Here is a 12,540-nt window from a genome sequence, read left to right on the forward strand (position 1 = left end):
ACTCGCGCGTACGGCCGCGGCCAGTGCTCCGGAGGCTCGATCACGACGCGCGGGCCTCGGACCAGTTGACGCCGTACCGCTGCTGCTTGGCGTATTCCTCGATCAGCGCCAGGCACCGCTCGCACTTCGGCATCCGCTCCCAGCTATAGCCGTGCGGGTAGCGCAGGCACGGCTGGCCACAGATCGCGAAGTACGCCAGGCCGGCCGGACCGGACCAGCCGTACTCGCCGGCGAGGACATAGTGCTGCCCGTTCCACACCCCCGGCATCCACCGACTCTCCGGCAGACGCGACCGCAACTCCTCCTCGGTGGCGCGCGGCGGCACCCGGAACGGAACGTGCACAGCGAAACCTCCCCCGCTGGAACGGAGGGGCCGAACCGGTCCGGTCCACAGCCCGACCCCTCCGGGCTGGCGGCTGCGCGGTCCACATGACGCGCGCAAACTTGCACACAGAGACTGACCGCGGCCTAAACGATCTAGCAAGCTTGCACACTCGTAAGGATGCAATGATCATCTGATCGGGCTACCGAGTGATCGGCTGGCTACGATGCGCCGCATGGCCAGGCCACCCACGCTCGCGGCCCGCCGTCTGGGCCGCGAGCTGAACCGACTTCGCAACGAAGCGGGCTTGAGCATCGACGAGGCCGCCGCGCGGACCGGGCTGTCGACGTCCAAAATCAGCCGAAGCGAGAATGCGCTGGTCCGTGTCGCCAGTGACGATGCCCGCACCATGTGCGAGGCGTACGGCGCGGACACCGCCACCGTGGAACGGCTTGCGGCGCTGGCGCGCGCGTCACGAAAGCGCGGCTGGTGGGTGCCCTACAAGGTCGATGACCACCTGGCCGCGTTTCTCGAACTCGAAGACGAAGCGGTCAGTGAGAGCGCGTGGACCATCGACATCGTGACCGGGCTACTGCAGACCGAGGACTACGCGCACGCGCTGGTCCGGGCTGGGAACCCGCACATGTCGGCCGAGGACGTGAAGGCGCGGGTCGAGCTCAGGATGCGCCGGCAGGAGCGGCGGCTCAACGACATCATGCTGTGGGCGGTGATCGGCGAACCGGCGCTCATGTATCCGGTAGGCGGGGCCGCAGTCATGCGCCACCAGCTCGAACATCTACTCGACGCCGCCGAGCGGCCGAACGTCGTGGTGCAGATTCTGCCGTTCAGCGCAGGCGCGACCGTGGCGATGGGCTCGCCTTTCCACCTGTTCGACCTCGGCCAGCGCGGTCCGGTCACCGCTCACGTCGACTACCACACAGGCTCGGTCTATGTGGAAGACAAGGACGAGGTGGAACAATACAACCGCACGTTCCAGCACCTGACTGCCTCGGCGCTCAGTGCGGCGGACTCAAGGCAACGCATCGTCCGAGCTGTCGAGGAAATGAGGTAACCATGTGGCAGTGGCGCAAGAGCAGCCGCAGCACCGCCAACGGCGGCTGCGTCGAGGTGGCATGGCCAGCCGGTCGGACCGCCATCCGCGACTCGAAGAACCCCGATGGCGGCTACATCACGGTGGCGCGAGAGCAGTTCGCCGCCCTCGTCGGGATGGCCAAGAACGGCAAGCTCGACATCTGACGGCCGGCGAACAAGGTCAGGCCCCCGGATGGTGAGGTATCCGGGGTCCTGTGCTGTGGGCAGGGAATTCATGGCGATCGGTCGCCCGGGCATGCTGCGCTGGAACAGTCGTCCGGAGTGGACGGTCAGTGGGAGCGCAGAGTGTCCAGCACGAGTGGACCGGACGGTGGGGCGGCGTCCGCGATCTCGATGGCGCCGTCCAGTGCGGCGAGGGCGGCCGGCACGGTGTCCGGGGCGTCGGTGCGCAGTTCCAGCAGCGGCTGGCCGGCGGTGACCCGCTCCCCGGGCTTGGCCAGGCAGAGCACGCCGGCGGCGTGCTGCACCGGGTCTTCCTTGCGGGCCCGGCCGGCGCCCAGCCGCCAGGCGGCCACGCCGACCGCGTAGGCGTCCAGCTGGGCCAGCACGCCGTCGTCGGCGGCGGGCACCACCTGGGTGTGGCCGGCACGCGGCAGCGGGGCCTGCGGGTCGCCGCCCTGGGCGCGGATCATCCGGCACCACGTCTCGTACGCCGCGCCGGAGGCGAGCACGGCGGCCGGGTCGGCGGCCGGCAGGCCGGCGAGTGCCAGCATCTCCTCGGCCAGGGTGACGGTCAGCTCGACCACGTCGGCGGGGCCGCCGCCGCGCAGCACGTCCACCGCCTCTTCCACCTCGACGGCGTTGCCGACCGCGCGGCCCAGCGGTGTCGACATGTCGGTGAGCAGGGCAGTGACCGCGAGGCCGTGCTCCGCGCCGATGCCGACCAGTGCCTCGGCCAGCCGGGTGGCGTCCTCGCGGGTCTTCATGAACGCGCCCGAGCCGACCTTGACGTCCAGCACCAACGCGTCCGCGCCCTCGGCGATCTTCTTGCTCATGATCGAACTGGCGATCAGTGGCACCGACTCCACGGTGCCGGTGACGTCGCGCAGCGCGTACAGCTTGCGGTCGGCGGGGGCCAGGTCGTCGGTGGGCGCGCAGACCACCGCGCCGACCTCGGCGAGCTGGGCGCGGATCTCGTCGAGTGACAGGCGCGCGCGCCAGCCGGGGATGGACTCCAGCTTGTCCAGCGTGCCGCCGGTGTGCCCGAGGCCCCGGCCGGACAGTTGCGGCACGGCCGCGCCGCAGGTGGCGACCAGCGGGGCCAGCGGTAATGTGATCTTGTCGCCGACCCCGCCGGTGGAGTGCTTGTCCACGGTCGGCCGGTCCACGTCGAGCCGCAGCCGCTGCCCGGAGTCGATCATGGCGCGGGTCCACCGGGCGGTCTCCGTCGTATCCATGCCGTTGAGCAGGATCGCCATGGCCAGCGCGGCCATCTGCTCGTCGGCGACCACGCCGCGGGTATAGGCGCCGACCACCCAGTCGATCTGCTCGCCGGTCAGCCGCAGCCCATCCCGCTTGGTTCGGATCACGTCCATCGCGGACATCGCCTCCCGGCTCATCCATTGCTCCCTGGCAGGTCGGCGGGTCCGAAGGCGTCGGGCAGCACGTCGCCCAGCGGCGCCGGGCCGTGCGGGGTGTCCACCAGGCAGTCCACGCCGCCGAACTCGTAGAGCACCTGCCGGCACCGGCCGCACGGCATGAGCAGGTGGCCGTCTCCGTCCCGGCAGGCGACCGCGATCAGCCGGCCGCCGCCGGTCATCCTGAGCTGGCCGACCAGGGTGCACTCGGCGCAGAGGCCGAGCCCGTACGAGGCGTTCTCCACGTTGCAGCCGAGCACCATCCGGCCGCCCTCGACCAGCCCGGCGGCGCCCACCCGCAGCCCGGAGTACGGGCAGTAGGCGTGCCGGGCCGCGTTGACGGCGGCGGCGCGCAGCGCGGTCCAGTCCACGGTGTCCACGGTCACCTAGTCTCCCGCACCGCGGCGGTAGATCATGCCGTCCGCGGCGGGTGGTCGCAGCCGCTGCGAGGCCACCGCGAGCACCACCAGGGTGACGATGTGCGGCAGGTAGGTGGTCAGTTCGGTGGGCAGTTCGTCGACCGCCCAGTACAGCGCGTACAGCAGCCCGGCGGCGACCAGTGAGACGGCCGCGGCCAGCCAGCGGCGCCGGAGGAGGTGCACCACGACCAGCACGACCAGCAGCAGCACCGCGCCGTAGACCAGGGCCAGCACCGACCTCCCTCCGGTACCCAGCCGCAGGTCGTCGGCGTAGCCGAAGAGCAGCGAGCCGCCGAGCAGGCCGCCGGGCCGCCAGTTACCGAAGATCATCGCGGCCAGGCCGATGTAGCCGCGGCCGGTGGTCTGACCCTCCAGGTAGCCGGGCTGGCCCGGGTTGAGCACCAGGGCGGCGCCGCCGACGCCGGCCAGCGCGCCGGAGGCGATGACCGCGAGGTACTTGTACCGGTAGACGTTGACGCCCAGCGACTCCGCGGCGACCGGGTTCTCCCCGCAGGAGCGCAGCCGCAGCCCGAACCGGGTGCCCCAGAGCACGTAGTAGCTGGCCGGCACGAGCAGCAGGCCGAGCAGTGTCAGCGGGGACATGCCGGTGAGCACGCCGCGCAGCAGCCCGGCCACGTCCGAGACGCCGACCCGCTGGGCGTGTTCCAGCCTGCCCAGCCAGTCGGACACGCCGGCCACCGAGTAGGTGTCGAACTTCGGCACCGGCGGCGACTCGCGGGGGTTGTGCGACACCGGCTGGAACAGCAGGGTGGCCAGGTACTTGGTGAGCCCGGCGCCGAGCAGGTTGATCGCCACGCCGGAGACGATGTGGTTGACCCCGAAGGTCACCGTGGCGACCGCGTGGATCAGGCCGCCGAGCGCGCCGAACACCGCCGCGCCGAGCAGCCCGGCCCACGGCCCCCACTGGTATCCCGCCCAGGCGGCGCCCCAGGTACCCATGATCATCATGCCCTCGAGGCCAATGTTGATCACACCGGAGCGTTCCGCCCACAGCCCGCCGAGCCCGGCCAGCAGGATCGGCAGCGCCAGGCGCAGCGCGGTCTGCGCGGTCTCGGACGCGGTGAGCTGCGGAACGTTGGTCAGGTACGAGGTGGTGGACAGCACCACCACCGCGCCGACCACCCACAGCGGGCCGGATGCCCATGGCGGCAGCCGGCGACGCGGCGGGGCCGAGCGCGGCACGGTCAGCGGCGCGGAGGACGGGTTGGTGGCGGTCGCGGTCATGACTCCCCTCCCGCGGTGGCCACCGCCGGTTCCGCGGCGGTTCCCACCTCGCGGCCGACCCGGCGCTGCGCGCTGGTCAACTCGATCCGGCGGACCACCTCGTAGGCGACCACCACGGACAGCACGATCGCGCCCTGCATGATGGTCACGATCTCGCGGGGCACGCCGACGTTGTCCAGCGCCAGCGCGGATTTGTCCAAAAAGGACCACAGCAGCGCACCGAACGCGATGCCGCCGGGGTGGTTGCGACCCAGTAGCGCGACCGCGATGCCGGTGAACCCGTAGCCGGACGGGGAGATCACCGTGTAGGTGTGGTCCCTGCCGAGCAGTTCCGGCATGGCGACCAGGCCGGCCACCGCGCCGGAGAGCACCATCGCGGTGAGCACCATCCGCTTCGCGTTCACGCCGCCGGCGGCCGCGGCGGTCGGCGACTCGCCAGACGCCTTGAGTTCGAAGCCGAACCGGGTGCGGTTCATCATCACCCAGTACCCGGCTCCCAGCGCGGCGGCCAGGAACACCAGGCCGAACACCGTGCCGGCGGAGCCGAACGGGATGCCCGGCACCCAGCCGGACGGCGGGATCATCGCGGTCCCGATGTTGTTGCCGCGCAGCACGCCGAAGGTGTCCGGCCGGATCAGGTAGGCCAGGATGCCGCCGGCCACCGCGTTGAGCATGATCGTCGAGATGACCTCGTTGACTCCCCTGGTCACCTTGAGTACCGCGGGAATGGCCGCGTACAGCGCTCCGGCGAGCGCGGCGACCACCAGAATCGCCACGGCGTGCAGGACGGGTGGCAGGGCGACGGTGCCGCCGACGATGGCGCCGGCCACCGCGCCCACCCGGTACTGGCCCTCCACGCCGATGTTGAACAGCCTCATCTGGAACCCGATGGCCACCGCCAGCCCGGCCAGGTAGTAGACGCCGGCGGTGTTGACGATGTTGACCAGGGTGGCGCCGTCCGCGGCCTGGCCGACCATCGCGGTCACCGCGGTGATCGGGTTGCCGTGCGAGATGAGCACCGCCAGCCCGCACAGCAGCACGGAGAAGGCCAGCGCCAGGGCCGGCGGCAGCAACCTGCGGACCAGCGCGGTCATGCGGGTTCACCCCCGTCCGTGGTGGCACCGGTCATGGCCGCGCCCAGTTCCTCGGGGGTGACGGTGGCCGGGTCGGCGTCGGCGACCAGCCGGCCGCGGAGCATGACCTTGATGGTGTCGGACAGGCCGATCAACTCGTCCAGGTCGGCGGAGACCAGCAGCACGGCCAGGCCGTCCGCGCGGGCCTGCCGGATCCGGTCCCAGATCAGCGCCTGGGCGCCGACGTCCACGCCCCGGGTCGGGTGGGAGGCGATGAGCAGCACCGGGTCGCCGGACAGTTCCCGGCCGACGACCAGCTTCTGCTGGTTGCCGCCGGACAGCGCGGCGGCCGGCACGTCGATGCTCGGGGTGCGCACGTCGAACTGCTCGATGATGCGCCGGGTGTCCGCCCTGGCGCCGTCAACGTCCAGCCACTGTCCATTCGAGACCGGTCGGCGGGTCTGGTAGCCGAGGATGCGGTTGGCCCACAGCGGTTGGCTGGCCAGCAGCCCGTGCCGGTTGCGGTCCTCCGGGACGTAGCCGATGCCGGCCTCGCGCCGGTGGAGCGTGCCCAGCCGGCTCAGGTCGTGCTCGACGCCGTCGGCGGTGGTGAGCAGGACCCGGCCGGCGTCGGCGCGGCGCATGCCCATGATCGTCTCGACCAACTCGGTCTGCCCGTTGCCCTCCACCCCGGCGATGCCGAGCACCTCGCCGGCGTGCACCACCAGGTCAATGTCCGCCAGCACGGCCCGGCCCGACTCAGCGGACAGCCGCAATCCCTCGACGGTGAGCACCGGGCGGTCGGTGACGGTGGACTCCCGGGTCTCCGGGCTGGGCAGATCGCTGCCGACCATCATCTCGGCGAGTTGCCGGGTGCTCGTGGCGCGCGGGTCCACCGTGCCGACGGTGGTGCCGCGCCGGATCACCGTGACGGTGTCCGCGATCGCCCGCACCTCGTCCAGCTTGTGCGAGATGAAGACGAAGGTGAAGCCCTGCTCGCGCATGCCGCGCAGGGTGGCGAACAGCTCGTCCACCTCCTGCGGCACCAGCACCGCGGTCGGCTCGTCCAGAATGATGATCTTCGCGCCGCGGTATAGCACCTTGAGGATCTCCACCCGCTGCCGGTCGGCCACGCCCAGCCGCTCGAGGCGCACGTCCGGGTCGACGTGCAGGCCGGTGCGCTCGGCCAGTTCGGCGACCGCGCGGCGGGCGCCGGCGCCGATGCCGTGTTGGTACTCGGCGCCGAGCACCACGTTCTCCAGCACGGTGAGGTTGTCGGCGAGCATGAAGTGCTGGTGCACCATGCCGATGCCGGCGCGGATCGCGTCGGCCGGGGTACGGAACCGTACCGGGCTGCCGTTCACCTCGATGGTGCCCTCGTCCGGGTGCTGCATCCCGTAGAGGATCTTCATGAGGGTGGACTTTCCGGCGCCGTTCTCGCCGCACAGCGCGTGCACGGTGGCCGGCCGCACCACCATGTGCACGTCGGAGTTGGCGACCACGCCGGGAAAGCGCTTGGTGATGCCGGAGAGGGCGACGGCGGGCGGCGGCTCGGTGGCCACGGCGTCCGCGTCCGTTCCGGTGGGGGCGGATGTGGTCATGGGTCAACGCCTTCGGAAACGGTGCTCGGCCCCTGGCGGGCTCGTCGCCGCCAGGGGCCGAACCACGGGGCGGGATCAGCCGGTCAGCTTGTCCTTGACGGTGATCCTGCCCTGGACGATCTCCGCCTTGTAGCCTTCCAGCACGTCCCGGATGTCGTCGATCTTGCCGCCGGAGGTGGCGTAGCCGACGCCGTCCACCTTGAGGTCGAACACCTTCGGCAGCGAGCCGAGGTCGTTCGCGGCCACGGCCCTGATGTAGTCGAAGACCGCCAGGTCGACCCGCTTCAGCGCGGACGAGATGATCACGTCCTTGTCCTGCGCCACAGTGGGCTGGTTGTACTGGTCGGAGTCGACGCCGATGGCCTTGACCCCGCTCTCCTTGGCGGCGTCGAACACGCCCTTCCCGGACGCGCCGGCGGCGTGGTAGATGACGTCGGCGCCGGAGGAGATCTCGCCCTTGGCGATCACGTTGCCTCGGGTCGGGTCCTGGAATCCGGTGTTGTCGCCGGCGGTGGAGATGTACTGCGAGATGACCTTGATGCCGGGTGCCGCGGTCTTCGCGCCCTGCTCGAAGCCGGCCTGGAACTTCTGGATCAGCGGCACGTTCACCCCGCCGACGAAGCCGACCACGCAGCTCCTGCTCTTGTACGCGGCGATGACGCCGGCCAGGAAGGACCCCTCCTGCTCGGCGAAGCCCAGCGGGGTCACGTTGGGCGCGCTGGCGGAGCCGTCCACGATGGCGAACCTGGTGTTCGGGAACTGCGGCGCGACGGCGGCGAGCGCGTCCGCGTAGGCGAAGCCGATGGTGACCACCGGGTTGTAGCCCTCGCCGGCGAGCTGGCGTAGCCGGGACTGCTTGGCGTCCTCGGACTCGCTCGGGCTCGCGGTCAGCTCCTTGGTGTTCTCCTTCTTCACGCCGAGCTGCGCGATCGCCTGATCCAGGCCGGCCGCCGCGGCGTCGTTGAAGGAGGCGTCGCCCCGGCCGCCGATGTCGTAGGCCAGCCCGATCCGCAGCGTGCTTGCGTCAACCTTCGGTCCCGCGTTCGAGCTGCTGGTCGCCGCCGGTGCGGCCGGAGGCTTCGGCGCGAGCTGGCAGCCCTTGCCCCCGGTCCCGGAGGCGTTGTTCCCTCCCGTGTCCTTGGCACAGCCGACCAGCGACAGCGTGCCGGTCAGCGCGATGGCCAGAACCGCCACGCCTCGCATTCGACGACGCACGGCACTCCTCTCCCTCCCTGCTCGAGTGGAGCAGCCACCACCGATCTCGGGGTCGAGATTCGGATGGCGAACCGTACCTCCGGGCCACCCGGGTTCGACACCGCCGTGCCCGTGCGTGACCGAATCGTTGAGGCACCAACGGTCGGCCGACCGCCAAATGGGGCGAACGGCGGTACCCGACTCGTCCGATCATGGCGTTGTGATCTCGGCGACTCTGAGAAAACCCCATGAACCTCCGGACATGGTTGCACGTCTTCACACTGTGCGCCGACAATGTCGCTGGCTGTTAATGCGCCCTCACGTTGTTCGGCCACTTCGAACGCCGTAGGCAGCGAATATTTGTTGAGGGGAAGGGTGGACGTGTACATCTCGGCGGAAGATCAACAAGTCCCCACGGGCACCGAGGATACGCCGCGCGAGATGCGCAGGATGGTCGTCGCCCTGCAGAACAGCGTGGCCCGAATCGCGCAGCTCAAGACCGATGTGCGGGCAGGGCGGGTGGTCATCGACCCGGCTGCCGGTCAGCAGTTGCTCGCCGCGCTGCAAGAGCAGGCGGACAAGGCCGAGGCGTGGCGGGAACGGGCGCGGGGCATGGCCAGGAGCGCACCGCTGGGACGCAACTTCGTCGGCCAGTCGATGGCGGAGAAGTTCCAGCGGCGGGCCGATGGTGATCAGTTCGCCTTCGCCACCGTGCTGGACCAGTACCGGGCCGGCCTGGTCGACGCGCACGCCGCGGTCGACGAGGCGATGCGCCGCTACCACCAGACCGATCAGGTGCACGCGGCCACGTTCCGCCGGCTCGAGCCCTCCTGATACACCGCCCGCTCCGCGGGCCTTCGCGTGTGCGTTCCGACGTCCCATGCCGGGGCGTCGACGTGTATGACCACCCGCCCGGCCGGTCGACGTCGACCCGCCCGCGGCGAACGGTGCGGCCGGACGGACGCGTTCCGCCGGACGCGGTGAGGACGGGATTTCCGTGGATCAACAGAGTTCTTCCGACGGTGTGGTGATCGGCGAGGACAGGGTCCTCAACCAGACGATCAACTGGGCCGCGCTGTCGCACCAGGAGTTATACGACGCGGTACACCAGGACAACGATCCCGCTCAGGCGTACGCGCTGGCCGGCGAATGGAACGACCTCGGCGCGGAGATGGCCGAGGCGTCCCGGGTGCTGGACCAGCGGATCCGGGCGACCGAGTCCGGCTGGCAGGGCGCCGCCGCCGACTCGGCGCGGGCGGCCACGTCGCAGCTGGCGAGCTGGGGCTGCGACGCGGCGCTGACCTCGCAGCACATGAGCGCCCGGATCAACGACCAGGGGCAGATCGTCGAGCGGGCCAAAGCGGCCATGCCGGAACCGGTGAAGTTCGACATGGCCAAGGAACTGGCCATCGGCTTCGCCACCGGCGGGCTGTTCGGCCTGGCCATCGCCGGCGCCGACGTCAAGGCCAAGAGCGATCAGGCGCGCGCCGCGCATGACCGCGCGGTGGACGTGATGACCGCGATGGAGGCCAGCTCGCACACCGTGGACGGCAACACACCCCGGTTCGTGCCGCCGCCCAACGTGGTCGCGCCGCCGCCGGGCGGAGGTCCGCAGCCATTCCTCGGCGGTCCCGGGAGCCCGTTCGTCGGTGGCCCGGGCCCGGTCGTCCCGTCCGTGCCGGGCACTCCGGGGTCCGTGCCCGCCGGCACGGACCCTGCGGGGCAGTCGCCCGCAGCCGGCGACCCGGCGGGTTACCCGTCGCGGAGTTACCAGCCGGCCACCGCGCCGGCCGCCTGGTCCGCCGACCCCTCCGGCGGCGATCCGGGCGGCGAGCGCGGCGGTGGCTGGGGTGACGGGTCGTACGGGGGCGGCAGCCCTCACGGGGGTGGCGCCCCAGCCCTTCCCGGCGGCGGCTCCTCCGGCGGCGTCCCGGGTGACGGCGGCGGCCACACCTCGCCGGCCGCGTACAGCCCGCCGACGACCACCAACCCACAGTACGCCGACGGGTACGGTGCCCTCCCTGACTACGGCCACGGCCGGGATTCCGTGTACTACCCGCGCCAGGCGCCGCAGTGGGACCCGTCATCGTCGTTCGGCCCGCGGGGCGGCGCCGCGGCGAACGAGATGGCCGACCCCAACTACTGGTCCCGCATGCTCGGCTCGGGCGGCGCCGAACCCGGACGCGGCGGGGCCCGGCCCGGCATGCCCGGCAGCCCGGGGATGCCCGCGTTCGGACCGACCGGCGGCGGCCGGGTGCCCTCCGGCGGGTTCGGCGATGTTCCGGGTGGCGCCCGCGGCTACGGTGGCGGCGGTCTCGGCCCCAGCGGCGCCGGGCGGATTCCCTCGGGCACCGGTGCGGGCGAGTTTGGTCCGCGTGGCTCGAGCCAGCCACTCGGTCCCGGTGCCGCGTCAGCGGCCGCCGAGCAGGCCGCGACCGGCCGGGCCGGAACGCCTGGTGGACGCGGCCCGGCCGGCCCGGGCGGCCCCGCCACGGCGGGCGGCCCGATGGGCGCGGGCGCCGGGGCCCGGGGTGGCGCGCAGGACAAGGAGCGCAAGTCCGCCGGCTACCTCAAGGGCGAGAAGCTCATCGAGGAGCCCGGCCGGATCGTGCCCCCGGTGATCGGTGAGACCTTCAAGAAGAAGCAGCCCTGAGCGGGACGGACGCGAACCGATGACGATCTCTCCCGAGTTTGTGCTCTCCGCCCGCGAGTACGAGGTGCTGTGGTCCACGCTCGAACTGCGGCGGATGCCCTACCCACTGCACGTGCCCAGCGAGGGGGTGACCGGGCCGGAACGCGCCCAGGTCATCGAGGACGCCCGAGGGTCGTTGCGGGACAAGGGTCTGCTGCATGGCGACCGGTTCGATGCCGACCTGGTCGCCGCGCTGCGGGTGCTGGCCAATCCCGAGGTGTCGGTAGACGCCGTCGGCTACGCCGATGGCCCGCTGCGCGGATTGGCCGCCTCGGACGGCGGCACCGCGGTGCTCGCCGCACTGGACAACGGCCACGTCGCGCTGGCCACCATCCGGCCGACCGCGCTGGCCCCGAGCGTGGTGCAGGTGATGCCGTCCGGTCAGCCCGGCAGGGGGCAGGCCATGTCGGTGAGCTACCAGGCGCTGCGCCGCGCGGTCGAACCGGACGAGGCGGACTACGACCCGTTCGCCACGGGCGCGGAGCGGGACGCGCTGATCCGTGCGGGCGTGCCCGCCTCGGATGCGGACACCCTGCTCGACCTGGCCAACAACCGGGTGGCTGGCGGCCAGTTCGGTGTGAACTCCGCCGACCGGCGACACGGCACCATGCGCCGCGACCCGACCGTGGTCAGCTGGTTCGACACCAGCGAGGGCCGCTACCTGATGGTCCAGGAGGACGGCTGGCTGAGTCTGAGTCCCGCGGACGACCAGCGGATCACCGCACGCATCGACCAACTGCTCGCGGCAGCCTGAAGGAGACATCTTGGACCCGTCGGGAGAAACGTGGTTGCAGAACTTCGAATCCCGCGTCGCCGACATGCAGCGCAAGTCCGCGGCGCTGGCCGAGGGGCTGGCCGAGGCGTCGGCCACGGTGTCCTCTCCGGACGGTTCGGTGACCGTGCGGATCGGCGCCAACGGCGGCCTGGAGAACCTGGAACTCGGTCACCGGGCCACCGAACACAGCCCGGCCCGGCTCACCGCGCTGATCATGGAGACGGTGCGCAGGGGCCAGCGGATGGCCGCGCACAAGGTCAGCGAGGCATTCGCCCCGATGGGGCCCAACAGCGAGGCCATGCGCCTGATCAGCCGCTTCGCCCCGCCACCAGCTGATGAACCGGGCGGTGACGGCGAGGACCCCTTCCCGGTCGAGGACTCCGCAGCGGAGCCGCCGCGGGCCGACCGCCGGCAACCCCCGCCCCAGCACCCCAGGCCACCTGCGCCACCGGCCCGGCCGACCGGCCGCCAACGTCCGGCAGAGGACGACGATGACGACGTCGACCTCTGGTGACCCGGCCGGCATGAG

The 12,540-nt window shown here is 71.6% G+C and carries 13 protein-coding genes; 6 read left to right on the forward strand and 7 right to left on the reverse strand.

Features of this window, described 5'->3' with window-relative positions:
* Positions 1-40: 40 nt before the first annotated feature.
* On the reverse strand, positions 41-343 hold the full coding sequence (locus FFT21_RS04100; protein WP_137812400.1) for a hypothetical protein: 303 nt from the start codon (positions 341-343) through the stop codon (positions 41-43).
* A 214-nt stretch (positions 344-557) separates the two neighbouring features.
* On the opposite strand from FFT21_RS04100, the gene FFT21_RS04105 reads away from it, so the two are divergent.
* Positions 558-1,394: a helix-turn-helix domain-containing protein gene (locus tag FFT21_RS04105; RefSeq protein WP_192909382.1), complete on the forward strand. Its 837-nt coding sequence runs from the start codon at positions 558-560 to the stop codon at positions 1,392-1,394.
* Positions 1,395-1,396: 2 nt separating this feature from the next.
* Positions 1,397-1,579, forward strand: a complete 183-nt coding sequence (locus FFT21_RS04110; RefSeq protein ID WP_137812402.1) for a DUF397 domain-containing protein — start codon at positions 1,397-1,399, stop codon at positions 1,577-1,579.
* Between the two features lie 125 nt (positions 1,580-1,704).
* Here the strand turns inward: FFT21_RS04110 and FFT21_RS04115 are convergent, their stop codons facing one another.
* The 6 genes from FFT21_RS04115 to FFT21_RS04140 all read right to left on the reverse strand — a co-directional run bounded on the left by FFT21_RS04115 (position 1,705) and on the right by FFT21_RS04140 (position 8,553).
* Positions 1,705-2,994, reverse strand: a complete 1,290-nt coding sequence (locus FFT21_RS04115) for a thymidine phosphorylase (protein ID WP_137812403.1) — start codon at positions 2,992-2,994, stop codon at positions 1,705-1,707.
* On the reverse strand, positions 2,991-3,392 hold the full coding sequence (locus FFT21_RS04120; protein ID WP_137812684.1) for a cytidine deaminase: 402 nt from the start codon (positions 3,390-3,392) through the stop codon (positions 2,991-2,993). Before FFT21_RS04120 ends, FFT21_RS04115 begins: the two co-directional genes overlap by 4 nt.
* 6 nt (positions 3,393-3,398) lie before the next feature.
* Complete coding sequence (locus tag FFT21_RS04125; RefSeq protein WP_137812404.1) at positions 3,399-4,676, reverse strand: ABC transporter permease; 1,278 nt, start codon at positions 4,674-4,676, stop codon at positions 3,399-3,401.
* Entirely contained in the window at positions 4,673-5,770 is a 1,098-nt protein-coding gene (locus FFT21_RS04130) for an ABC transporter permease (protein WP_137812405.1), read from the reverse strand. The genes FFT21_RS04125 and FFT21_RS04130 overlap by 4 nt, the downstream gene beginning before the upstream one ends.
* On the reverse strand, positions 5,767-7,350 hold the full coding sequence (locus FFT21_RS04135; RefSeq protein WP_137812406.1) for an ABC transporter ATP-binding protein: 1,584 nt from the start codon (positions 7,348-7,350) through the stop codon (positions 5,767-5,769). Before FFT21_RS04135 ends, FFT21_RS04130 begins: the two co-directional genes overlap by 4 nt.
* 75 nt (positions 7,351-7,425) lie before the next feature.
* Complete coding sequence (locus FFT21_RS04140) at positions 7,426-8,553, reverse strand: BMP family lipoprotein (protein WP_137812685.1); 1,128 nt, start codon at positions 8,551-8,553, stop codon at positions 7,426-7,428.
* Between the two features lie 432 nt (positions 8,554-8,985).
* On the opposite strand from FFT21_RS04140, the gene FFT21_RS04145 reads away from it, so the two are divergent.
* The 4 genes from FFT21_RS04145 to FFT21_RS04160 all read left to right on the forward strand — a co-directional run bounded on the left by FFT21_RS04145 (position 8,986) and on the right by FFT21_RS04160 (position 12,525).
* A complete protein-coding gene (locus FFT21_RS04145; protein WP_137812407.1) occupies positions 8,986-9,378 on the forward strand; it encodes a hypothetical protein in 393 nt (130 codons plus the stop codon).
* A 163-nt stretch (positions 9,379-9,541) separates the two neighbouring features.
* Positions 9,542-11,197 (forward strand): PPE domain-containing protein, encoded by a 1,656-nt coding sequence (locus tag FFT21_RS04150; RefSeq protein WP_137812408.1) that lies wholly within the window; start codon positions 9,542-9,544, stop codon positions 11,195-11,197.
* Positions 11,198-11,216: 19 nt separating this feature from the next.
* The gene (locus FFT21_RS04155) at positions 11,217-11,990 is read left to right on the forward strand and encodes an ESX secretion-associated protein EspG (RefSeq protein ID WP_137812409.1); all 774 of its coding nucleotides are present in this window, start codon (positions 11,217-11,219) and stop codon (positions 11,988-11,990) included.
* Between the two features lie 10 nt (positions 11,991-12,000).
* Positions 12,001-12,525, forward strand: coding sequence for a YbaB/EbfC family nucleoid-associated protein (locus FFT21_RS04160; protein ID WP_137812410.1), 525 nt, complete (start codon positions 12,001-12,003; stop codon positions 12,523-12,525).
* Positions 12,526-12,540 lie beyond the last annotated feature (15 nt).

This window comes from Gandjariella thermophila (assembly GCF_005405885.1).
Classification (GTDB): Bacteria; Actinomycetota; Actinomycetes; order Mycobacteriales; family Pseudonocardiaceae; genus Gandjariella; species Gandjariella thermophila.

Coding starts and splice junctions, on each gene's coding strand:
- FFT21_RS04105 (WP_192909382.1), top strand. CDS start 558: ATGGCCAGGCCACCCACGCTCGCGGCCCGCCGTCTGGGCCGCGAGCTG.
- FFT21_RS04110 (WP_137812402.1), top strand. CDS start 1,397: ATGTGGCAGTGGCGCAAGAGCAGCCGCAGCACCGCCAACGGCGGCTGC.
- FFT21_RS04115 (WP_137812403.1), bottom strand. CDS start 2,994: ATGAGCCGGGAGGCGATGTCCGCGATGGACGTGATCCGAACCAAGCGG.
- FFT21_RS04125 (WP_137812404.1), bottom strand. CDS start 4,676: ATGACCGCGACCGCCACCAACCCGTCCTCCGCGCCGCTGACCGTGCCG.
- FFT21_RS04130 (WP_137812405.1), bottom strand. CDS start 5,770: ATGACCGCGCTGGTCCGCAGGTTGCTGCCGCCGGCCCTGGCGCTGGCC.
- FFT21_RS04135 (WP_137812406.1), bottom strand. CDS start 7,350: ATGACCACATCCGCCCCCACCGGAACGGACGCGGACGCCGTGGCCACC.
- FFT21_RS04140 (WP_137812685.1), bottom strand. CDS start 8,553: ATGCGAGGCGTGGCGGTTCTGGCCATCGCGCTGACCGGCACGCTGTCG.
- FFT21_RS04145 (WP_137812407.1), top strand. CDS start 8,986: ATGCGCAGGATGGTCGTCGCCCTGCAGAACAGCGTGGCCCGAATCGCG.
- FFT21_RS04155 (WP_137812409.1), top strand. CDS start 11,217: ATGACGATCTCTCCCGAGTTTGTGCTCTCCGCCCGCGAGTACGAGGTG.